Below are 21854 nucleotides of genomic sequence, written 5' to 3' on the forward strand. Positions count from 1 at the left end.
GCGAGGGGGGGACCAGTGGACGACGTCACCGAACACGACACGGACGCCGTCGTCGGAGCCGGCGCGGCGACACCGGGACAGCGCGATGCCGCCGACCCGGCCGACGGGGCCGACCCGGCCGATCTGACCGGCCTGCGGATCGCCGTCGCCCACGACTACCTGACCCAGCGCGGCGGCGCCGAGCGGGTCGTCCTCTCCCTGCTGCGCGCCTTTCCCGACGCGGTGATCCACACCACCCTCTATGACCCGGACGGCACCTTCCCCGCCTTCCGCGACGCCCACATCGTCACCTCACCGCTCAACCGGATCGGCGCGCTGCGCCGCGACCCCCGGCTGGCCCTCCCGCTGCTGGCCTGGGCATCCGGACGGATGCGGATCGACGCCGATGTCGTGGTGGCGTCCTCCAGCGGCTGGGCGCACGCCTTCCCCACCGACGGCCGCCGCCTGGTCTACTGCCACAACCCGGCCCGCTGGCTCTACCAGAGCAACGAGTACCTCGGCGAGGCCGGTGCCCTGTCGCCGAAGCGGCTGGCCCTGACAGCGTTGCGCGGCCCGTTGCGGGTCTGGGACCAGCGGGCGGCGCACCGGGCGGACCGTTACCTGGGCAACTCCCGGGTGGTCGTCCAGCGGATCGCCGACACGTACGGCCTCGAGGCCGGGCTGGTCCCACCGCCGCACAGCATCGACGCCTCAGGGGCCCAGGAGCCGCTCCCCGAGCTGGTCGACTGGCGGGGCGGGTTCCACCTGATCGTCTCCCGCCTCCAGCCGTACAAGAACGTCGATCGGGCGCTGGAGGCCTTCCGGTCGCTGCCCGGCGAGCGGTTGGTGGTGGTCGGCAAGGGTCCGCTCGCCGACCAGCTGCGGGCGATCGCCCCGGCGAACGCCCGGTTGGTCTCCGGCCTCAGCGACGCCCAGTTGCGCTGGACGTACGCCCATGCCCGGGCGCTGATCGCCCCGTCGTACGAGGACTTCGGTCTCACCCCGCTGGAGGCGGCGACGTTCGGGTGTCCCACCCTCGCCCTGCACGCCGGTGGCTATCTCGACACCATCGACCCGGCGACCAACGGTGCATTCTTCGAGACGGCCGCCGCGGCGGCGATCGCCGGCGCGATCGAGGCGACCTCCGCCCGGCAGTGGGACCGGGACGCGATCCGGCGGCATGCCGACGCGTTCTCGGAGGCCCGCTTCATCGCCCGGATCCGTGCTGAGGTGGCCGCTCTGGCCGGCCGCTGACATCGCGTGAGATGTCCCGCACAGTACGACCGACTGGCGCAATGTCATGGGGCGGTGTTTGAATGTGCGGGTCAGTTGCGGGACGGTGATGGGGCCGCCATCGGCACCGGAACCGCCGACGACGGTTCATGCCGTTCAGGTTTCGGGGGAACATGAGCATCGAGACAGCCACCGGTCAAGAAGCGCAGGCGCACGTCGACGTTGCGCCGGCCAGGAGTGACCGGTCCGGGACCGAGCGATCCACGCTGGTGGGACGCGGGGCCTCGCGCTTCATCAGCGCCACGGCGATGCTGTCCGATCTGGTGGCCATCCTGCTCGCGACGGTGATCGGCGTGATGGGCCGCAACTCACTGATCTTCTTCGACGCGGCCGACGACGTGACCTCCGTGGTCACCGGCCTGGTGGTGTGGCAGGTGCCGCTGTGGATCGCGGTCCTCGCCGCCTGGGGGCTCTACCGGACCAAGAACATGGGGGCCGGGTCGGACGAGTACCAGTCGATCCTGACCGCCACCGGGATCACCGCCGGTCTCACCGCCGCCGTGCTCTACCTCAGCAAGAGCCAGCTCTCCCGCGGGTTCTTCGTGATCGAGTTCTCCGTCGGCCTGGTGCTGTTGCTGCTCGGCCGGCTGCTCGTCCGACGCGGTGTCCAGCGGGCGCGGACGGCGGGGATGTTGCTCAACCGGGTGGTGCTCTCCGGCGATCCCGGGCACATCGACGAGATCGCCACGGTGATCCAGCGCGAGGCGTGGCTCGGGTACCAGATCGTCGGCGCGATCACCCCGACCGCCGATCCGTCCCCCCGTACGCCCCGGGGCATCCCGGTGATCGGCCACACGGACCGGCTCGGCGACGCGGTCCGGGCGACGAATGCCGAGGCGGTGATCTGCAGCGAGGGTTCCTTCCCCGGCAGTCGGGACTTCCGCCGGCTCGCCTGGGACCTCGAGAGCGGCCACACCCAGCTGATCGTCGTGCCGACGATGACCGATGTCTCCGCCGAGCGCCTCCAGGTGCGGCCGATCGCCGGCCTGCCGTTGGTGCACGTGGAGAAGCCGCAGTCCGAGGCCGCGTCACGATGGGGCAAGCGGCTGTTCGACATCGTCGGCTCGACCGCCCTGATCGTGGTCAGCGCCCCGGTCATGCTGCTGGTGGCGCTGGCCATCAAGCTCGACGACGGCGGCCCGGTGTTCTTCCGTCAGGTCCGGGTGGGCAAGGACGGCACCCTGTTCCACTGCCTCAAGTTCCGTTCCATGGTCGTCGATGCGGAGAAGCTGCTGGCGCATCTGCGGGCGCAGAACGAGTCCGAGGGCGGGGTGCTGTTCAAGATGCAGAAGGACCCGCGGATCACCCGGGTCGGTCACGTCATCCGGAGGTTCTCCCTCGACGAGTTCCCGCAGTTCTTCAACGTGCTGTCCGGCGACATGAGCCTGGTCGGTCCGCGGCCCGCTCTGCCCTCCGAGGTCGAGCTGTACGAGGATCACGTCCACCGCCGTCTCGACGTACGGCCCGGCATCACCGGGCTGTGGCAGGTGTCGGGACGTTCCGATCTGCCGTGGACCGAGACGGTGCGGCTGGACCTCTATTACGTCGACAACTGGTCGATGGCCAAGGACGTGATGATCCTGATGCGGACCGCACGCGCCGTACTGGCCTCCGCCGGCGCCTACTGAGCCGGCCGAGGCCTATTGGCCGGCCGGGACCCACCGAGCCGGCCGCGGCTCACTGAACCGTCCGGCCGCGTCAACCGCAACCACTTTGCCGCAGCCGCAACTGCTACGGATCAGCCGATCAGGAACCCGTCGATCACCAGGGGCCGGATCCGGCCGATCAGCTCGGCCCGCAGCGCCTCGGCGTCGACCTCCAGCAGGTGGGCCACCGCCCCGATGATCACGCCGAGCGGCAGCTCCCCGTCACAGGCGCCGAGCACGCCGGCCAGCGCAGTGTCGGCCTCCACCGCCCGGGCGAATCCGGTCCGCTGCCGCAGCACGATGTGCTCCGGGTCGGCCGCCCCGGGGGCTCCGTACGTCTCCTGGACGGTCCCGACCAGATGCCAGGAGGTGGCGAGCAGCTCCTCGTCGCTGCGGCGGGCGAGGGCCACGCCGCGTTGCTGGGCGGCGAACGCCGCCCCCACCGGCTGGACGACACTGTGCGGCCAGTCCTCGAGCTGCAGGTGCGGCCGGTCGTGACCGGCCCGGTGCAGGCTGACCCAGCCGAGCCCGACCGCCTCGATGCCGAGACCGTCGAAGTACTCCAGCCACTGGGCGTACCGCCCGGCGTACTCCTCCGACCCCACCAGCCCGGCATCGTTGAGCCACAGCTCGATGTACTCGTACGGGTCCAGCACCTCCCGCTGCAGCACCAGCGCGTCGCAGCCGGTCGGCTCGATCCAGCCTCGCAACCGATCGGTCCAGTCCTGGCCCGCCAGATGGGCCCAGTTCGCCAGCACCTGCAGCGTGCCGCCCTCGGTGAGCATCTCGCCGGCGCCGCGCACCACCCGGGCGACCAGCTCGTCGGCGGGGAAGTCGCCCTCCCGGTAGGTGAGCCGGGCCCCGGGGGCGCGGGGCGGTGACATCACGTACGGCGGGTTGCTGACGATCAGGTCGAACCGGTCCTCGGCGACCGGCTGGTAGAGGCTGCCCTCGCGCAGCTCGACCCGGTCCTCGACACCGTTCAGCCGCAGGGTGAGGTCGGCCAGCCGCAGCGCCCGGGGATTGAGGTCGGTGGCGACCACCTGCTCGGCGTGGGTGGCCAGGTGCAGCGACTGCACCCCGCAGCCGGTGCCCAGATCGAGGGCCCGGCCGACCGGTCGGCGGATGGTCAGCTGGGTCAGCGTCGCCGACGCCGGGCTCGCCGACAGCACGTAGTCCGGTCGGGTCCGGGTCACCCGGCCGTCCAGTCCCGGCACGTGGTCGGCGACCACCCAACCGTCCACCGCCGCCCCGGAGGCCTCGTCGGCCCCGTAGGGTCGTACGTCGACCGTCGCCGCCACCCGGCCGGCGGCCTCTTCCAGCACCCCGTCGGCCAGCGACGGACCGACCAGGCCGGGCAGCGCCCGCTCGGCGGCGTCGCGCCCCACGGTCCGTTGCAGCACGAACAGCCGCAGCAGGGTGGCCTGCGGATCGTCGTCACCGGCCAACGCCCGCAACGCCGCCAGAGTGGTGTTGCGGCCCAGCGCGGCGCCGGCCCGCTGCCCCAGCCGCTCGGCGACCCGGTCGACGGTGAAGTCGGCGGCGCGCAGCGCATCGGCGAGCCGGCGCGGATCGGCGGCGTACGACGGTGCGGCGAAGCGGGTGGATCGGGCGTCGGCGGCGGGATCGGCGGGCATGGCCCCATCGTGGCATGCTCCCGCCCGTCCGGTCACCGTCCCCCACGGCATGGTCGGTCGCGACGAGGCGGAGCCCGTCCGCGCGTATATCAGAGATGTCAGCTCCGACGACTAGTGTGTCCCCATGGGGGACAGGCAGGATCCAGGGGACGGCCTTCGCGTCGTCGTGCTCGACCACACCGGAGCGGTGGGGGGTGCCGAGCTCGCCCTGATCCGGCTGCTCGACCACCTCGACGACGACATCAGGGTCCACACGATCCTGTTCAGCGACGGGCCGCTCGCCGAGCTGATGACCGAGGCCGGACACGACGTCGAGGTGTGGCCGCTCGACCCACGGATCGCCGCGGCCGACCGGCGCGCTTCCGGCGGCACCCGGCTCACCGCGCTGGTGAACGCCCTGCGGGTGCTGCCGTACGCGGTGCGGCTGGGCGGTCATCTGCGCCGGCTCGCCCCTGATGTCATCCACACCACCTCGCTGAAGGCCGACCTGATCGGTCTCGTCGCCGGCCGGGTGGCCCGGCGTCCGGTGGTCTGGCACATCCACGACCGGATCAGTCCCGACTACCTGCCCGCGCCGATGGTCCAGCTGCTGCGCGGCCTGGCCCGCTGGGCCCCGAGCCGGGTGATCGTCAACTCCGCCGGCACCGCCGCCACCCTGCCGAACGCCAAGAGCCTCGCCATCGCCTACCCCGGGTTCAGCCCGGCCCAGTTGGGCCCCTCCCCCGTCACCCGCGATTCCCCCTGCCCACCGGTGGTCGGGATCGTCGGGCGGATCAGCCCGACGAAGGGGCAGCTGGAGTTCGTCCGGGCCGCCGCCATGGTGCTGGACCGCCATCCCGAGGTCCGTTTCCTCGTGGTCGGTGCCCCGCTGTTCGGTGAGGACGCCTACGACGCGGAGGTACGGGCGGAGGTCGAGACCCTCGGTCTGGCCGACGCCGTGGTGTTCACCGGCTTCCTCGCGGACCCGACGGTCGAGCTGGACCGGATGAGTGTGTGCGTGCACGCCTCCGGCCAGCCCGAACCCTTCGGCCAGGTGATCGTGGAGGCGATGGCCCGGGGGGTCCCGGTCGTGGCGACCCGCGGCGGCGGGGTGACCGAGATCGTGCAGCCCACCCCGCAGTCCGAGCCACTCGGCTGGCTGGTCCCCGGTCATGACGTGGCGGCCCTCGCCGAGGCGATCATCACCGTGCTGGAGCGCCCCGACCTGGCCCGGCCGCGGGCCCTCGCCGCGTGGCACTCGGTCCAGGAGCGTTTCTCGATTACCCGGACCGCTGACACGATCCAGACCGTCTGGCGCACCGCGGCCGACCGCTGAGACGCGACCGGCCTCGAGCCGGTGGGCGCGTGCCCGTCCGGCCTCAACCGGGCAGGCACGCGGGATTGCCCGGACCGGACCGGGCGATCCCGGCGACGGCCGACCTAGACTGACCGCGTGTTCCAGTCCACCGATGCGCGGGTGAGTCACCTCCACCGCATCCCCGCGCGCCCCGGACGCACCACCTGCTGGCCGGGCTGGGTGCCGTCCGATGTCGTGCAGGCCTTCGCCCGCCTCGACATCCGGACCCCGTGGGAGCACCAGGCGAAGGCGATGGACGCCGTCCACGCCGGCCGGCACGTGCTGCTCAGCACCGGCACCGCCTCGGGCAAGTCCCTCGCGTACCTCGTGCCGGTCGCCACCGCGACCCGCGACGCACGACCGGACGGCACCCCGCCGGACGACACCCGACCGACCCCGGTGGCGGCCCACCACCCGGGTGGCGGCGCCGGGGCCGGCACCGGGACCACCGCCCGTCCCCGGCTCACCGCCGCCCCGCTGCGCGCCGATCTCGGCGCCGCCCGCCGGACCGGCACCGCCCTCTACCTCGCTCCGACCAAGGCGCTGGCCCACGACCAGCTGCGGGCCTGCCGCGAGCTGGGGCTGGACGGCTGGCGGGTCACCACCCTGGACGGCGACTCCGATGACGCCGAGCGGGACTGGGCCCGCGACTTCGGGACGTACGTCCTCACCAACCCGGACATGCTGCACTACTCGGTGCTGCCCCACCACGCCCGGTGGGCGCGACTGCTGGGCTCGCTGCGCTACCTCGTCCTCGACGAGTGCCACCGCTATCGAGGCGTCTTCGGCGCCCACGTCTCGGCGATCATCCGCCGGCTGCGTCGCCTCGCCGCACTGTACGGTGCCGACCCGGTGGTGGTCGCGACCTCCGCGACCGTCGACGGGGGTGCCGAGTTGCTGGCCGATCTGGCCGGGGTCGCCGCCGAGGACGTGGTGACGGTCACCGAGGACACCTCACCGCACGGTCAGGTCGACCTGGTGCTGTGGCGCCCGGAGGGCAACCACGACACCGAGTCGGCGCATCTGCTGGCCGACTGCGTCACCGAGGGACGCCAGACGGTGGCCTTCATCGCCTCCCGGGCGATGGCCGAACGGGTCGCCGTCACCGCCCAGGAGCTGGCCGGGCCCGCCGGCCGGATCGACGCCTACCGGGCCGGCTACCTGCCCCCGGACCGGCGCCGGCTGGAGCACGATCTGCAGACCGGCCGGGTGCACGGGGTGGCGGCGACCAACGCGCTGGAGCTGGGTGTCGACATCGCCGGGCTGGACGCCGTCATCGTGTCGGGTTATCCGGGCACCCGGGCCGCGCTGTGGCAACAGGCCGGCCGGGCCGGGCGCCGCGGCGGTGACGCGCTGGTGTTCCTGGTGGCCCGGGAGAACCCACTGGACGCCTACTTCTTCGCCCACCCGGAGGAGCTGCTGGACGGCTCGGTGGAGCGTACGGTCCTCGATCCGGCCAACCCGTACGTGTTGGGGCCGCACCTCGCGGCGGCCGCCCAGGAAGCAGCGCTCACCGAGGCAGACGCCACGTTCTTCGGCCCGGCCATGGCCGGCATCGCCGACACCCTGGCCACCCAAGGGGTGCTGCGCAAGCGCCGGGCCGGCTGGTACTGGACCCGCCCCGAGCGCGCCGCGACGATGATCGACATCCGCGGCGGCGGGGCCCGGGCGGTCGACATCGTGGACCGCGACACCGGCCGGCTGGTCGGGGTCGCCGACGTCGGCTCCGCCGACCGCGCCGTCCACCCCGAGGCGGTCTACCTGCACCAGGGCGACTCCTGGAAGGTCGACACCCTCGATCTGGACAACTTCGAGGCGATCGTCCACCGCGACCGCCCTGGTTACACCACCCAGCCGGTCAGCACGATGGACATCGAGGTCCTCGCGACGGCGCAGAGCCGCCCGTTCGGTCCCGCGCAGGTGCACCGCGGGTCCGTACGCCTCACCGGTCAGGTGGTCGGCTACCTGCGCCGCGACGAGCTCACCGGCGAGGTCTGGGACCAGACCCCGATGGTGCTGCCCGAGCACAGCCTGCGGACCCAGGCGATGTGGATCACCGTTCCCGACGAGGTGGTCCGGGCGACCGGCCTCAGCCAGGTGCAGCTCGCGGGTGCGGTGCATGCCGCCGAGCACACCGCGATCGGACTGTTACCGATGTTCGCCAGTTGCGACCGCTGGGACATCGGCGGCGTCTCGACCGTCTTCCATCCCGACACCGGTGCGGCGACGATCTTCATCCACGACGGACAGTCCGGCGGTTCGGGCTACGCCGCCCAGGGGTTCCGGATCGCCGAACGCTGGTGGCAGGCCGCCTACGAGCGGCTCAGCACCTGCCGCTGCACCGATGGCTGCCCGAGCTGCGTGCAGTCCCCCAAGTGCGGCAACGCCAACCAGGTCCTCGACAAGGAGGCGGCCCGGGTGCTGTTGCACCACCTGCTCCCCGTGGGCGGCCCCGAGGTGCTCCCCACGAGCACCGTCGATGCGCTCCCCGGGAGCGCCCTCGACGTCCTCCCCACCAACGCCGTCCGCTCGGCCGCCGCGGGCGGCCCGGACCTGCTCCCCACGGACGCCGTCGCCCCGACCGCCGCGCGGGGACCGGCCTGATGGCGCGTCAGGCGCTGGCGACGGCCGCCTGCAGCTGCTCGACCCGGTCGGTACGTTCCCAGGTGAACTCCGGCAGCTCGCGGCCGAAATGGCCGTACGACGAGGTCGTCTTGTAGATCGGGCGCTTCAGGTCGAGCTGGTCGACGATCGCCCCCGGACGCAGATCGAAGACGGTCCGGATCGCCTCGAGGATCCGTTCGTCCGACACGGTGCCGGTGCCGAAGGTCTGCACGTACACCCCGACCGGTCGGGCCCGGCCGATGGCGTACGCGGCCTGCACCTCGCAGCGCTTGGCCAGCCCGGCGGCCACCACGTTCTTCGCCACCCAGCGCAGCGCGTACGCCGCGGAGCGGTCCACCTTCGAGGGGTCCTTTCCGGAGAAGGCGCCGCCACCGTGGCGGGCCATGCCGCCGTATGTGTCGACGATGATCTTGCGTCCGGTCAGGCCGGCGTCGCCCATCGGGCCGCCGACGACGAACCGACCGGTCGGGTTGACCAGCAGCGCCATCCGGTCGGTGGCCAGGTCGAGGCCGGACTCGGCCAGCACCGGCTCCACCACGAGGGTACGGATGATCTCCGCGAGCTCCTCCTGGGTGACGTCCTCGTCGTGCTGGGTCGACACCAGAACGGTGTCGATACCGACCGGGCGCTCCCCGTCGTACGCGATGGTGACCTGGGTCTTGCCGTCCGGGCGCAGGCCCACCGCCAGGCCCTGCTTGCGCACCGCGGTGAGCCGCTCGGCCAGCCGGTGCGCCAGGAAGATCGGCACCGGCATCAGCGTCGGGGTCTCGTCGGTGGCGTAGCCGAACATCAGGCCCTGGTCGCCGGCACCCTGCAGGTCGTAGCGGTCGTGCTCGCCGGTGTCGGTGCGGAACTCCAGCGACTTGTCGACGCCCTGGGCGATGTCCGGGGACTGCTGGCCGATCGACACGATCACGCCGCAGGACGCCCCGTCGAAGCCCACCTTGGAGGAGGTGTAGCCGATCGACTGCAGCTCCTGGCGGATGATCTGCGGGATCTCCACGTACGCGCTGGTCGTCACCTCGCCGACGACATGCACCAGGCCGGTCGTGGTCAGGGTCTCCACGGCCACACGCGCCGCCGGGTCCTGCTCCAGCATGGCATCGAGGATGGCGTCGGAGATCCGGTCACAGACCTTGTCCGGGTGGCCTTCGGTGACCGACTCGGAGGTGAAGAGGTGCATGTTCGTGTAGGGCACGACCCCGATCCTAGATGGCGGTGCCGACACCCCCTGCTCCGGTCCAACGGGCAGGTAGCCTCCGAGCGGCCGGACCCGGACGGTCGGGAGCCAAACGGCAAGGCGCCGGCGGCCGGAACCAAACGGCAGGGCGCGGACGATCGGGGCCCGACGGCAGGACCAGGGCGGGTCCGAACCGGGGCGGCCGGGGCCCGGGCGACCTCAGCCGGCCAGGCCGGCCTTCTCCGCCTTGCCGGCGAGCCTGGCCAGGAACTTGTCCCGGTGGATGACCGCCCGCTGGTGGGTGCCCTCGCCGATCTGTTCCAGGTCGTCGCGGAGCACGACCCGGAAGCTGACCACCCGGCCCTCGACCGCGGTGACCTCCGCGGTCGCCGTCACCGTCATCCCGACCGGGGTCGCCGCGGTGTGGTCGAACCGTACGTCGATGCCGACACTGCTCTCGTGGGGCTCCAGATAGTCGGCCAGCGCACCCATCGCCGCACACTCGGCGAAGCCGACCATGTACGCGGTCGCGAACACCCTCGGCATCTCGGCGAATCCGGGGAACTTCGCCGACACGGCCGGCACGGTGAGCGAGTCGTCGACCCGTACGGAGACGGTGTGGGTCTGTCCCGGCACGAGACCTGGCTTCATCGGGGCTCCTCGGCTGTCGGCGGTGTTGGCCTGCTCGGCTGTTGGCGTGTTGACGTAGTTGACGTGACGTGTTGACGTGTTGACGTGATCCTAACGGCCGATCACAGCCGTTCGGCCAGCTCACCGCCCCAGGCGTCGACCGCCGCCCAGTCCTGGAAGTCGCCCCGCGGTGCCCGGGCGAGCCGGGCGGCGACCCGCTCCCACCAGTGCCGCCCGGCCGGGTCGGACGAGCCGGTGAACAACGTCGTCGCGACCGGCGGCTGCGGCAGCGTCGAGGCGAGCTGGTCCGGACAGCCGACGGCGGCCTCGAGCCCGGCCGGCTCCCGGGTCGCGCTGAGATGGACCGCGAACACCCCGACCGGCCTGTCCACCAGGCCTCGGGCATGGGCGGTGAGCCACTGCCCGGCGGCCGGATACACGCTGCCGGCAACGATGCCCGAGCCGACCACGACCGCGTCGTACGCCGTCGGGTCCGGGTCGTCCTGGACCGACACCACGGTCACCGCATGGCCGGCGTCGAGGAGCCGCGCCCCCAGGCGCTCGGCGATCGCCTGCGTGATGCCCCCCTTGGTGGCGAAGGCCACCAGCACATTGGTCATCTGTTCTCCTCGCCTCCCCGACCGAGCTGCGTACGTCCCCACCGTAGGCGGCGAAGCGAGAGGGGACGATGGGGTTGATCACCGGATCAGCCCTGAGCCTGCCCGGACGGCGCGCCCTCCGCCTGCACGCCCGCCGACCTGATGCCTTCCGTCCGCCTACCTCCGCCTGCATGGCGCCCGCCCCGGCCGTCAGCCGCCTGCATGCCCGCCCCCTGCACCCTGTCCACCTGCGTACGGGGACGGGGGTTCGTAGTCTGGGGGGCATGGCCAGCCCACCCGACCGCGACGACACCGGCGGCCTGCGCGAGCGCAAGAAGCGGGAGAACCGCCGGGCGCTGCAGATCGCCGCCCTCGAGCTGGTGGCCGAGCGCGGCCTGTCCGACGTCCGGGTCGAGGACATCGCCCACCGGGCGAAGATGTCGCCGCGGACCTTCTTCAACTACTTCACCAGCAAGGAACAGGCGCTGGTCGACCCGACCCCGGACCACGGCGTCGCCCTGCGCGACCGGATCCTCGCGGCGCCGCCCGGCCAGGAGGCCCGCGACGTGCTGCTCGAGGTGCTGATCGACTACGCCCTCGAGCTCGCCGCCGACCGGACGACCTGGCGGCTGGTGAAGGAGGTGACCTCACGGCACCCCGAGCTGCTCCCGCTGGCAATGGGATCGTCGCGGGAGACGTCGCGGATGCTCGTGACGGCGGTCGCCGAGCGGATGGGGACCGACCCGATGGTCGACCCGTACCCGGTGGTGCTGGTCGAGGCCGCGGTGGCCACGCTGCGGGCAGCGGCGGGACACTTCCTGCACCGGCTGAGCGGGCCCTCGGGGGCACCGACGCTCACCGACGACGACGCGGCCGCGGTGCGCGCTGCGCTCCGGACCGCCGCCGACACCCTGCGGGCCGGGTTCCCGGCGCCGCACCCCGCCGCAGGATCCGCCTGACGGACAGCGCCCGGCGGCGCCCCGGCCGACATCAGCGGGTCCCGCGACAGCACGTCCCGGCCCCGCTACCGTCGACCCATGACGACGCTGCGTCCCGCGACCGTCCATGCCCTCGACGAGTGGCTGCTCCGCACCCAACGCGACCGCCGGGTCCCCTCGCTGTCCGTGGCGGTGGCCCGTGACGGCGCGCCGGTGTGGGCGAGCGCGGTCGGCGTCCGGGACCCCGGCCGCCCGACGACCGGTGCGGCGAGGCTCGGTGGGACCGGTGACGCGAGGACCGTCGGGCCGGACAGCGTCACCACCGCGACCCGCTACCGGGTCGGCTCGATCACCAAGCCGCTGGTGGCGGTGGCCGTCCTCCAGCTCGTCGCCGAGGGCAAGGTCGCACTGGAGTCCCCGATCGCCGAGGTGCTGCCCGATGCGCTCTCGCCCACCGCGTCGGTGGCGCACTACCTGAGCCACACCTCCGGCCTCGCCGCGGAGCCCACCGGCCCCTGGTGGGAGCGCTCCCCCGGCCCGTCCTGGGACGAGCTGGTCGCGGCCCCGCCACAGGTGCTGTCCGCGCCCGGCCGCCGACACCACTACTCGAACGTCGGCTACGCCGTCCTCGGCCGCCTGCTCGAGGTGGTCGACGGCGCGCCGTGGGACACCGTCGTCCGGCGCCGGGTCCTCGACCCGCTGGGCCTCACCCACACCGGCGTCCATGCGGACGGGTCGTCCGCCGTGGGGGTCGCGGTGCACCCGTACGCCGATGTCTGGCACCCCGAGCCGGTCCCCGAGTACCGGGCGATGGCCCCGGCCGGCGCGATCTGGTCGACACCGGCGGACCTGGTGCGGTTCGGGTCCTGGCTGCTCGGCCTGGGCCCGCGGGCGGGCGCGGTGCTGCCGGACGACCTGCTGGCACAGATGTACGAGCCCCGGGCCCTCGCCGACACCCCCGAGGCGCCCTGGACGTCGGCGCACGGGCTGGGCCTGATGGTCGTCAACACCGGCGGGGCACGTCGCTGGGGCCACGGCGGCTCGGTGCCCGGGTTCACCGCCGAGCTGTGGTGCGACCCCGCGACCCGCGACGTCGCCGCCGTGTGCGGCGCGGCCACCCACCCGGTCGGCGCAGCCCATACACTGCTCGACCTGCTGGCCGCGACCGAGCCGGCGCCCCCGCAGCCGTACGCCCTCGATCCGGCCCAGGCATCCGTCGTCGACCTCTGCGGGATCTGGTACTGGGGGCCCAACCCCTACACCATCACCGCGCTGCCCGCGACCGGCCCGGGCCGGTCACCGCGGCTCGCGCTGACCCCGCTGGAGGGCGGCCGGCGCCGGACCACGTTCGCGCTGATCCCGGCGGCGGACCGCTGGCTCGGGGTCGACGGGGACTACTGGCTCGGCGAAGAGCTGCGCCCGCTGACCCGGGACGGCGAGCAGGGGCCGTACGCGCTCGACATCGGCACGTTCCTCTTCACCCGCTCCCCGTACGAGCCGGGGACCGACACCCCGGGGGCGCACCCTGAGGACGCCTGGCGCTGAGGCGTCGGGACCGACGTGTCGATCCCCAGGGTGTCGCGCCGGGTTGCTGCATCGCCTCGAGGGGCGGCGCAGACCCGATGCAGGAGACCGTCGGCTCAGGAGACGGCGGGGTCCGTCGAGCCCTCCCGGGCCTCGGCAGCCTCCCGGGCCTCCCGCTCCTCGACCCGGCGGGCGCGAATGCCGTTGAGGCGTTCCTTGGCCTTGTCGGCGGCCCGACGGACGGCGTCCTCCAGGTCGGGCTGCTCGACGTCCTTGCGGGCCGCCGCAGCGGCGACCTCGCGCTCGTCCACCTCGGCGCGCCATGCAGCGGCCAGATCCTCCAGGGCGACGACCTCACCGCCGGCCAGGTGGTTCACGTAGTCGACGCACCGGCGCCAGACCTGCTGCCAAGCTGTCGGGCTCGACGGGTAGAGCGGATCGGCCGGCTCGAGCAGGGTGTCGACCTGGGCTGCAGCCTCAGCACCGGCCGACTTGTAGAACAGGTGGAACCGGCCCCCCTGGTTCCACTTGCCGTCCGGGTAGAGCAGCAGCCCGGCCCCGGTGGTGAGGTTGTTCCACTCCGCGGAGGGGATGCCGCCGGCATCCTCGATCCCGAGCAGCGAAATGTTGGCCCACCGCCCGCTGCGCGTGCCCTGGGTGTAGATCCAAGCTCCGGCCATCGTCATTGATCCGTCATCTCCCTGTCGCGCGCATCCGCTCGCCATGATCCGTCCGCTCAGACGATACCGGGCCGGCGCGTCCGCCGCGCGAGGAGTGACGGCAGGAGGAACGCCGTCCACCCGACTCCGGCCACCTCACCCCGACCCGACTCAGCCCAGCCCGACCCGGTTCGAGCCGACCCGACCCGGTTCGGCTCGGCTCGGCGATCCGGCACCCGGGTCCACGGACGGAACAGCCGTCCACAGCTGTCGATCGGCGTCACGGCGCGGATCGAGGCCCCTCCGGCGGCTCCGGGACACCTCGATTTCACTTTTCCTTCCGGGTCGCGCTATAGTTCTCGAGCTGCCTGAAACGGCAGCAGGTCACTCGGAAACGAGCTTCCGCCCTGGGTCCGACGAGCAGATCGTCGACATCACCCGGCAGGAAGTGCGCAAACCGGATGGCCCCGTAGCGCAGTTGGTTAGCGCGCCGCCCTGTCACGGCGGAGGTCGCGGGTTCGAGTCCCGTCGGGGTCGCGGAAGCGGTGAAACGAACGAATCGCTCGTGTCACCGTTTTTCTGTTGAAGGAGTCATCCTTCGGCCAGGTAGCTCAGTTGGTAGTAGCGTTCGCCTGAAAAGTGAAAGGTCACCGGTTCGAGCCCGGTCCTGGCCACAGCACGGGTCGCACTGAGGTGCGGCCCTTCTGCTTTTCCGGAGATCCGCCTTCCTGCGGTCTGCTTTTCCCGAGATCCGCCTTCCTGCGGTCTGCTTTTCCTTAGCCCTGCCGTTCCCTGGCCCGGCAGCCGCCGCCCGCACTACCCTGAGGGGACCCTCGCCCGATGTGATCGTCGCCACATCGTCTGCCGCCACAGCAGCGGGCTCGCACTACGGCGCGTGTAGGAGATAGGCGCTTTCTACAGATAGGCTTCCGACATGGCGCACGAGACGTTCACCAAGGAATCCGCGACGGCACCGGAGGGCTACTTCCAGGTCGAGGCCGCGGGCCTGAGGTGGCTCGCGCAGGCCGGCCCGGGCAGCGCCCGGGTCGTCCGCGTCCGCTCCGTCGAGGAGGGGCGCATCGAGCTCGACAACGTCCCGAACGCCAGGCCCTCCAAAGCTGCGGCGGAGGCCTTCGGCCATGCTCTGGCCCGTACCCACGCGGCCGGCGCGGCGGCCTTCGGGCAGGGGCCGGACGGCTGGGAGGGCGACGGGTTCATCGGCGTCCAGACGATGTCACTGCGGCCGGAGGAGACCTGGGGGGTCTTCTTCGCCGAGCAGCGGGTGCTGCCGTACGCCCAGGCGGCCCACGACCTGGGCAACCTGAACGACGCCGGGATGCGGACCATCGAACGGATCGCCGCCCGGCTCGCCGACGGCGTCTTCGACGACGGGCAGCCCCCGGCACGGATCCACGGCGACCTGTGGGCCGGCAACGTGCTGTGGTCCCCCAAGGGCGTCGTCCTGATCGACCCCGCGGCGCACGGCGGGCACGGCCTCACCGACCTCGCCATGTTGTCGCTGTTCGGCGCCCCGCACATCGACGTGATCCTCGACGCGTACGCCGAGAGCGCCCGGCTGGCCGACGGCTGGCGGGGCCTGATCGGCCTGCACCAGCTGCACCCACTGCTGGTGCACGCGGTCACCCATTCGGCCGCGTACGGCACCCAGGGCGTACGCCTCGCCGAGCGGTTCCTCTGACCCGACCCCGCCCGGCGCCGGTCCCCGCTGCCGGGCGCCGGCCCACCCGGGTCCTGGCCGGCCAGCGGCAGCGCCTGACCGGTGCCCGAAGCCGTACCTCACGACCCGGGTCAGGACAGCTGGTCGGCGCCTGACTCGGTCTCGGCCGCCACCCGCTTCGCGCGCCGCGGCGACTTCAGGTCGCCGACGATGTTCCAGGTGTTGGATCCCCAGGCGATGTAGCGGAAGCCGAGATTGATCATCGCGCCGACCCGGTTGCGGCCGCCGAGGAGCATGAACAGGTGCACCCCGACCCAGAGCGCCCAGGCGATGAAGCCGGTGAACGGCAGCGGCGCGCTGCGCCCGGGCAGGGCGATCTCGGCGACGGCCGCGTTGCGGCCGATGGTGGCCATCGTGCCCTTGTCCCAGTACTCGAAGCGCTGCAGCTGCCCGCCCCGGGCCAGCGCGACGATCTGACCGGCGATGTGCACGCCCATCTGCATCGCGGGTTGGGCCAGCTGCGGCAGCGCCTGGTCCTCGATGATCGAGCAGTCGCCGGCGGCGAAGATCCGGTCCTGGCCCTTCACCCGCAGCATCTGATCGACGACGATCCGGCCGCCACGGCCGAGCTCGAGGCCCAGGCCGCGGGCCCAGTCGTACGCCCCCACACCGGCGCCCCAGATGACCACGTCACTCTCGATCACCTCACCACCCTTGAGGATGATGTGGGCGGCGTCGATCTCGGCGACCGAGGTGTTGAGCCGGACGTCGACGTCACGCTTGACCATCTCGTCGTACGTGTACTCCTGCAGCTGGTGGTCGAACGGGCCGAGCAGCACCGGGCCGGCCTCGATCAGGTGCACCTTGACCCGCTTGCGATCCAGCTCGGGGTACATGTTCGGGACCCCGGTGGAGCGCATCTCCGCCAGCGAGCCGGCCATCTCGACACCGGTCGCGCCGCCGCCGACCACGACGATGTGCAGGTCCTTGCCGGCCCGCTCCTCGGCCGGCATCGCGGCATAGTGCTCGAGGCGCCCGAAGACCGCGTCGCGGCAGGCGATGGCCTGGGCCCGGGTGTACATCGGCAGGGCGTTCTCGGCCACCCCGGGCAGCCCGAAGAAGTTGACCGTCACACCGAAGCCGAGGACCAGGTACTCGTAGTCGAGCGTGCGCCCGTCCTCGAGCCGTACGGTCCGCAGGTCAGGATCGATCGCGGTGACGGTGCCGCAGATGAACCGGACGCCCGGGTGCTTGCCGGCGAAGTTGCGCAGCGAATAGGTCACGTCGCCCGGATTGAGACCACCGGTCGCGACCTGGTACAGCAGGGGCTGGAAGGTGTTGTACGGATGCCGGTCGACAAGGGTGACACGACAGCCCTGGCGGGCGAGCTCCCGGGACGCCTGGATCCCTGCGAAACCGGCACCGATGACGACGACATGTGGCCCTTGATTCACCACGCAATCGTGTCACAGCTCACAGTAGGCGGCCACCCACGTCCCAACGGCCCCGAAGAACTCCGCCCGGACCGGCGGCGGGGACAGAGTGAGGTCGTGCAGACCGTCATGGATCCGCACCACCGTCACCTGGCGACCGAGGTAGGGCGCCCGACGGGCGATGCCGTCGGCGTCCAGGACGGTGTCGGCCCGGGCCATGTCGTCCGACCAGGTCGTGCCGGTGGCCGAGTGGTCGGAGCACAGCACGATCACCGGGACCTCGATGCCGAGGCCGGCGGCGACCCGCTCCTGCCCCTGCACGATCGCCCGCCCCCAGCCGAGCCGGATCGGGGCGTTCGGCCGCTTCCAGGTGGTGTCGTAGGCCCACTCGCCGTCCTCCGACGCCAGGATGGTCCGTCGGTAGAACCCCTGGTCGGCGATCGGCAGCACCGTGGTGGGGGCCATCCGTGCGGCACCGGTGACGACCCGGGAGACGACCTGGCGCAACACGGGGTTGCCGGACAGCTCGAGCCAGGGCGAGTTCAGCACCACGGCCTCGAAGACCCCCGGGTGCGCGTCGACGTACAGGGCGCCGGTGAGACCACCGGTGGAGTGGCCCATCAGCACCAGCGTGTCGTGGCCCTCGGCCCGCAGCACCGCCACGGCGTCGTCGATCTCCCGGGAGTAGTCCCCGAGGTCGTCGATGTAGCCGAACAACTGGCCGGGCCGCAGCGCCCGCCCGTAGCGTCGCAGCTCGAGCGCGTAGAAGTCGTACCCCAGGCGGGCCCAGAAATCGGCGACGTGGGCCTGGAAGAAGTAGTCGTTCCAACCGTGCAGGTACAGCACCGCCGCGCGACGGTGCCCTCGCGTACGTGACGCCGGGTCACCGGCACGTACGGCGTGGTGGTCGTCGGCCCGGCGGACCGGGTCGACGCCCCGCGAGACGTGGCCCTCGGTCAGCCGGGAATGGCCGTCGGTCCACTGGGAGTGGTCGTCGGCACGTGGGGCGTACGGGAGGGTCCACTCCGGCACGGGGCGGTCGTGGTCACGGCGGACCAGGACACCTCCGACGGCGGTCTCCGGCTCCCCGACGGCACGCGCATCCGGCACCAGCGGGAGGTCGGTGCACGAGAAGCCGTCGAGGATGTCCGGACGCCAGGCAACAGGGGCGACAGGCACCCCGGGGACGGACACAGGATCCGACGGGTCAGGACCGGGACGGTCGGGCGTCAGCCCGACTTCCTCATGTCCCCGAACCCGCCGTACTCGTCATCCTCGTCGACGTTGTAACGAGCAGCCAGATCCGCGTACGCGTCCGGCACGTCATCATCGTGGGAGTCGCTCCGATCCTCGTCCTGATAGGACTCTCCTCGGAGTTCACGCTCCAGCGAGGAGAAGTCCGTCTCTACCGAGCGGTACTTCAACTCGCGAGCAACCTTGGTCTGCTTTGCCTTCGCACGGCCGCGCCCCATCTGGGTCGACCCCCTCGCATCTGGTAGCGCCTGCGGCTGGGCCGCGGCATGTATCTGGTAACTGTCGTGAGACACAGGCTACCCGAGCCGGTGGATGAATCAAAGTCCTCCACCGGCCGTGAACACCCCGGGTCCACCCCCAGATCTACGCCGTGTGACGACCCTGCAGGATCACCCTTCCGCCGTCCTCGGCACCCGCCTCGCGGACCTCACCACAGGCCCAGGAAGCGACCCCCCGGGCACCCAGCAGCGCGAGGGTCTCGTCCGCGTTCCCGGCCGGCACCAGGGCCACCATCCCGACGCCCATGTTGAGCGTCGCCTCGATGTCGGGCTGGGAGATCGCGCCGACCTGCTGGACCAGCGAGAAGATCGGCTGCGGGGTCCAGGTCGACCGGTCGATCCGGACGGTGAGGTGGTCGGGGACCACCCGGGCCAGGTTGTTGGCCAGCCCGCCGCCGGTGATGTGGCTCATCGCGTGCACCTCGGTGGCGTCGGCCAGCGCCAGGCAGTCGCGGGCATAGATCCGGGTCGGCACCAGCAGCTCCTCGCCCAGCGTCCCGCCGAGCTCGGGCACCTCGCGGTCCAGCGCCCAGCCGGCCTGCTCGAGCAGCACGTGGCGCACCAGCGAGTAGCCGTTGGAGTGCAGCCCGGAGGCGCCCATCGCGATCACCACGTCGCCCGGGCGCACCCGGTCAGCGCCGAGGATCCGGTCGTACTCGACGACACCGGTGGTGGCGCCGGCGATGTCGTACTCGTCGGGGTCCAGCAGACCGGGGTGCTCGGCCGTCTCGCCGCCGAGCAGGGCGGCACCGGCGAGCTCGCAGCCGCGGGCGATGCCCGAGACGATGCCGGCGATCCGCTCCGGGACGACCCGGCCGCAGGCGATGTAGTCGGTGACGAACAGCGGCTCGGCGCCGACGACGACCAGATCGTCGACGAGCATGCCGATCAGGTCCTGGCCGATCGTGTCGTGGCGGTCCATCGCCTGGGCGATGGCGACCTTGGTGCCGACGCCGTCGGTGGAGGTGGCGAGCACCGGGTGGCGGTAGCCGGCCAGCGCCGACGCGTCGAAGAATCCGGCGAAGCCGCCCAGCCCGCCGAGGACCTCCGGGCGGTGGGTCGCGGCCACCGAGGCCTTCATCAGCTCGACGGCCCGGTCACCCGCCTCGATGTCCACCCCGGCGGCGGCGTACGCGCTGGGCGCGGCCCCGGCCGTCGGCGGATCGGTCGGGCGGAGATCGGACGTGGTCGGCTGCTGGGTCATCGGTCCTCCGCGGGGTTGGCGGCCGCTGCACCCTGCCCGGCCGGATCGGTGGTGGGGGTGGTCGCGTACGTGTCGCCGCCGCCCGGCAGCAGCGGTGGCTGGCTGCTCGGCGGGGTCACGAAACCATCGCCGAGGATCCCCAGCGCGTGCGGCGGCGGGTCGACCGGGTAGACCCCGTCGAAGCAGGCCCGGCACAGGCTGTCCGGCTCGCGGTCGGTCGCGGCCACCATGCCCTCCAGGCTGACGTAGCCCAGCGAGTCGGCGCCGATCGAGCGGCAGATCTCCTCGACGTTCAGGCCGGCGGCGATCAGCTCGGCCCGGGTGGCGAAGTCGATGCCGAAGAAGCAGGGCCAGCGCACCGGCGGGGAGGAGATCCGGACGTGGATCTCGGCCGCGCCGGCCTCGCGCAGCATCCGGACCAGCGCCCGTTGGGTGTTGCCGCGCACGATCGAGTCGTCGACGACGACCAGGCGCTTGCCCTCGATCACGTGGCGCAGCGGGTTGAGCTTCAGCCGGATGCCGAGCTGGCGGATGGTCTGGGACGGCTGGATGAACGTACGTCCCACGTAGTTGTTCTTGACCAGGCCCTCGGCGTAGCGGATGCCGGATTCCTGGGCGTAGCCGATCGCGGCGGGCACACCGGAGGCCGGCACCGGCATCACCAGGTCGGCCTCGACCGGGTGCTCGCGGGCCAACGCCCGGCCGACCTCGACCCGGGAGGCGTGCACCGAGCGGCCGAAGATGGTGGAGTCGGGGCGGGCGATGTAGACGTACTCGAAGACGCAGCCCTTCCGCCGGACGTCGGCGAACCGGGTCGAGCGCAGGCCGTCGGCATCGATCGCGATGCACTCCCCCGGCTCGACCTCGCGGATGAACGAGGCGCCGACGATGTCCAGGGCACAGGTCTCCGACGCGACGACCCAGCCGCGCTCGAGACGGCCCAGGCACAGCGGCCGGAAGCCCTGCGGGTCACGGGCCGCGTAGAGCGTCTTCTCGTCCATGAACACCAGCGAGAACGCCCCCCGCAGGTGCGGCAGGACCTGCAGCGCCGCGGCCCCCAGCGGCTGGTCGTCGAAGGTGGCGATCAGGGCCGTCAGGATCGAGGTGTCGTTGGTGGAATCCATCGAGTTCTTGTGCGGCACCTCCTCGGTGGGGCGGCGCTCGTGCAGCCAGCCCTCGAGGTCGTCGGTGTTGATGAGGTTGCCGTTGTGGGCGAGGGTGATGCCGTACGACGAGGTGGCGCGAAAGGTGGGCTGGGCGTTGCTCCAGACGCTGGCACCGGTCGTGGAGTAGCGGGTGTGGCCGATGGCGAGGTCACCGGTCAGCGAGTTCAGGGTGCCCTCGTCGAACACCTGCGAGACCAGGCCCATGTCCTTGAACACCATGATCCGCTCGCCGTCCGAGACGGCGATGCCGGCCGATTCCTGGCCGCGGTGCTGCAGGGCGTAGAGGCCGTAGTCGGAGAGCTTGGACACGTCCTCCCCCGGCGCCCACACGCCGAACACGCCGCACTCATCCTGCGGGGACTTCTCCAGGGGGTCGAGCTCGGCGGTCAGCCGGCCATCGGGGCGTGGCACCTCGTCAGCCTAACAGCCCGGCCCGGATCCTCAACCCGGGTGCACCGTACGTGAGCGCGCCACCGTGGGATCCGAGCTGCTGTGGGACGACCCCGACTGCTCGAGGCCGTCCCGCCGTCCCGCCGCGGGCAGGTTCGCCGCCAGCCTGCGCATCGGGCGACGTAGCGCGCATCAGCCGACGTTCGCCGACTTCAACGCCAGTCCTCCGTCGGCCGACGCGAGGAAAGTCGTCGACCGCGGGAATCGTCGGCCAACGCAACACCCCTCACCGCGCCCTCCACCCCACCGCTGCACACCGCATTCCTCCGCCGCCCGACCGCCGATGCGGCCGCTTGACGAAACCCATCGGGACCCCGGATCCCGACACCGGACACTCACGATTTG

17 protein-coding genes and 2 tRNA genes are annotated in these 21854 nt (G+C 72.2%); 9 read left to right on the forward strand and 10 right to left on the reverse strand.

What is annotated here, in order from left to right:
• The first annotated feature begins 15 nt into the window (after nt 1-15).
• Both VB059_RS03825 and VB059_RS03830 read left to right on the forward strand, forming a co-directional pair.
• Complete coding sequence (locus tag VB059_RS03825) at nt 16-1233, forward strand: glycosyltransferase (RefSeq protein ID WP_323420704.1); 1218 nt, start codon at nt 16-18, stop codon at nt 1231-1233.
• A gap of 152 nt (nt 1234-1385) precedes the next feature.
• Complete coding sequence (locus VB059_RS03830; protein ID WP_323420705.1) at nt 1386-2900, forward strand: sugar transferase; 1515 nt, start codon at nt 1386-1388, stop codon at nt 2898-2900.
• 110 nt (nt 2901-3010) lie between these two features.
• On the opposite strand, the gene VB059_RS03835 is transcribed toward VB059_RS03830, so the two are convergent.
• Nucleotides 3011-4555, reverse strand: coding sequence for a methyltransferase (locus VB059_RS03835; RefSeq protein WP_323420706.1), 1545 nt, complete (start codon nt 4553-4555; stop codon nt 3011-3013).
• A 124-nt stretch (nt 4556-4679) separates the two neighbouring features.
• Here VB059_RS03835 and VB059_RS03840 point away from each other — a divergent pair, with 124 nt between their 5' ends.
• On the forward strand, nt 4680-5870 hold the full coding sequence (locus VB059_RS03840; RefSeq protein WP_323420707.1) for a glycosyltransferase: 1191 nt from the start codon (nt 4680-4682) through the stop codon (nt 5868-5870).
• A 117-nt stretch (nt 5871-5987) separates the two neighbouring features.
• Entirely contained in the window at nt 5988-8495 is a 2508-nt protein-coding gene (locus VB059_RS03845) for a DEAD/DEAH box helicase (RefSeq protein ID WP_323420708.1), read from the forward strand.
• Nucleotides 8496-8502: 7 nt separating this feature from the next.
• On the opposite strand, the gene metK is transcribed toward VB059_RS03845, so the two are convergent.
• The 3 genes from metK to VB059_RS03860 form a co-directional block, all read right to left on the reverse strand.
• Nucleotides 8503-9699, reverse strand: a complete 1197-nt coding sequence (metK, locus tag VB059_RS03850; protein ID WP_323420799.1) for a methionine adenosyltransferase — start codon at nt 9697-9699, stop codon at nt 8503-8505.
• A 216-nt stretch (nt 9700-9915) separates the two neighbouring features.
• Complete coding sequence (locus tag VB059_RS03855) at nt 9916-10347, reverse strand: thioesterase family protein (protein ID WP_323420709.1); 432 nt, start codon at nt 10345-10347, stop codon at nt 9916-9918.
• A 101-nt stretch (nt 10348-10448) separates the two neighbouring features.
• The gene (locus VB059_RS03860) at nt 10449-10946 is read right to left on the reverse strand and encodes a flavodoxin domain-containing protein (protein ID WP_323420710.1); all 498 of its coding nucleotides are present in this window, start codon (nt 10944-10946) and stop codon (nt 10449-10451) included.
• A gap of 263 nt (nt 10947-11209) precedes the next feature.
• Between VB059_RS03860 and VB059_RS03865 the strand changes: the two genes are divergently transcribed.
• Together VB059_RS03865 and VB059_RS03870 are read left to right on the forward strand one after the other, a co-directional pair.
• Entirely contained in the window at nt 11210-11884 is a 675-nt protein-coding gene (locus VB059_RS03865; RefSeq protein WP_323420711.1) for a helix-turn-helix domain-containing protein, read from the forward strand.
• Nucleotides 11885-11962: 78 nt separating this feature from the next.
• Nucleotides 11963-13408 (forward strand): serine hydrolase domain-containing protein, encoded by a 1446-nt coding sequence (locus tag VB059_RS03870; RefSeq protein WP_323420712.1) that lies wholly within the window; start codon nt 11963-11965, stop codon nt 13406-13408.
• Between the two features lie 95 nt (nt 13409-13503).
• Here the strand turns inward: VB059_RS03870 and VB059_RS03875 are convergent, their stop codons facing one another.
• A complete protein-coding gene (locus VB059_RS03875) occupies nt 13504-14067 on the reverse strand; it encodes a hypothetical protein (protein ID WP_323420713.1) in 564 nt (187 codons plus the stop codon).
• A gap of 442 nt (nt 14068-14509) precedes the next feature.
• Here VB059_RS03875 and VB059_RS03880 point away from each other — a divergent pair.
• From VB059_RS03880 to VB059_RS03890, 3 genes are all read left to right on the forward strand, one after another.
• Nucleotides 14510-14583, forward strand: a tRNA-Asp gene (locus VB059_RS03880).
• Between the two features lie 63 nt (nt 14584-14646).
• Nucleotides 14647-14720 (forward strand) — tRNA-Phe (locus tag VB059_RS03885).
• A 260-nt stretch (nt 14721-14980) separates the two neighbouring features.
• Nucleotides 14981-15745 (forward strand): fructosamine kinase family protein, encoded by a 765-nt coding sequence (locus tag VB059_RS03890; RefSeq protein ID WP_323420714.1) that lies wholly within the window; start codon nt 14981-14983, stop codon nt 15743-15745.
• Nucleotides 15746-15855: 110 nt separating this feature from the next.
• Here the strand turns inward: VB059_RS03890 and VB059_RS03895 are convergent, their stop codons facing one another.
• The 5 genes from VB059_RS03895 to purF all read right to left on the reverse strand — a co-directional run bounded on the left by VB059_RS03895 (nt 15856) and on the right by purF (nt 21470).
• Nucleotides 15856-17178, reverse strand: a complete 1323-nt coding sequence (locus VB059_RS03895; RefSeq protein ID WP_323420715.1) for an NAD(P)/FAD-dependent oxidoreductase — start codon at nt 17176-17178, stop codon at nt 15856-15858.
• A 12-nt stretch (nt 17179-17190) separates the two neighbouring features.
• A complete protein-coding gene (locus VB059_RS03900) occupies nt 17191-18336 on the reverse strand; it encodes an alpha/beta hydrolase (RefSeq protein ID WP_323420716.1) in 1146 nt (381 codons plus the stop codon).
• Nucleotides 18337-18386: 50 nt separating this feature from the next.
• Nucleotides 18387-18629, reverse strand: coding sequence for a DUF3073 domain-containing protein (locus tag VB059_RS03905; RefSeq protein ID WP_323420800.1), 243 nt, complete (start codon nt 18627-18629; stop codon nt 18387-18389).
• A gap of 145 nt (nt 18630-18774) precedes the next feature.
• Nucleotides 18775-19893: a phosphoribosylformylglycinamidine cyclo-ligase gene (gene purM / locus VB059_RS03910; protein ID WP_323420717.1), complete on the reverse strand. Its 1119-nt coding sequence runs from the start codon at nt 19891-19893 to the stop codon at nt 18775-18777.
• Nucleotides 19890-21470 (reverse strand): amidophosphoribosyltransferase, encoded by a 1581-nt coding sequence (gene purF / locus VB059_RS03915; protein ID WP_323420718.1) that lies wholly within the window; start codon nt 21468-21470, stop codon nt 19890-19892. The genes purM and purF overlap by 4 nt, the downstream gene beginning before the upstream one ends.
• Nucleotides 21471-21854 lie beyond the last annotated feature (384 nt).

It is taken from the genome of Raineyella sp. (assembly GCF_034933565.1).
GTDB lineage: Bacteria > Actinomycetota > Actinomycetes > Propionibacteriales > Propionibacteriaceae > Raineyella.

Bases quoted from the DNA above. Each gene is read 5' to 3' on its own strand.
- VB059_RS03830 (WP_323420705.1), top strand. From the start codon at position 1,386: ATGAGCATCGAGACAGCCACCGGTCAAGAAGCGCAGGCGCACGTCGAC.
- VB059_RS03835 (WP_323420706.1), bottom strand. From the start codon at position 4,555: ATGCCCGCCGATCCCGCCGCCGACGCCCGATCCACCCGCTTCGCCGCA.
- VB059_RS03840 (WP_323420707.1), top strand. From the start codon at position 4,680: ATGGGGGACAGGCAGGATCCAGGGGACGGCCTTCGCGTCGTCGTGCTC.
- metK (WP_323420799.1), bottom strand. From the start codon at position 9,699: ATGCACCTCTTCACCTCCGAGTCGGTCACCGAAGGCCACCCGGACAAG.
- VB059_RS03855 (WP_323420709.1), bottom strand. From the start codon at position 10,347: ATGAAGCCAGGTCTCGTGCCGGGACAGACCCACACCGTCTCCGTACGG.
- VB059_RS03860 (WP_323420710.1), bottom strand. From the start codon at position 10,946: ATGACCAATGTGCTGGTGGCCTTCGCCACCAAGGGGGGCATCACGCAG.
- VB059_RS03865 (WP_323420711.1), top strand. From the start codon at position 11,210: ATGGCCAGCCCACCCGACCGCGACGACACCGGCGGCCTGCGCGAGCGC.
- VB059_RS03870 (WP_323420712.1), top strand. From the start codon at position 11,963: ATGACGACGCTGCGTCCCGCGACCGTCCATGCCCTCGACGAGTGGCTG.
- VB059_RS03875 (WP_323420713.1), bottom strand. From the start codon at position 14,067: ATGGCCGGAGCTTGGATCTACACCCAGGGCACGCGCAGCGGGCGGTGG.
- VB059_RS03890 (WP_323420714.1), top strand. From the start codon at position 14,981: ATGGCGCACGAGACGTTCACCAAGGAATCCGCGACGGCACCGGAGGGC.
- VB059_RS03905 (WP_323420800.1), bottom strand. From the start codon at position 18,629: ATGGGGCGCGGCCGTGCGAAGGCAAAGCAGACCAAGGTTGCTCGCGAG.
- purM (WP_323420717.1), bottom strand. From the start codon at position 19,893: ATGACCCAGCAGCCGACCACGTCCGATCTCCGCCCGACCGATCCGCCG.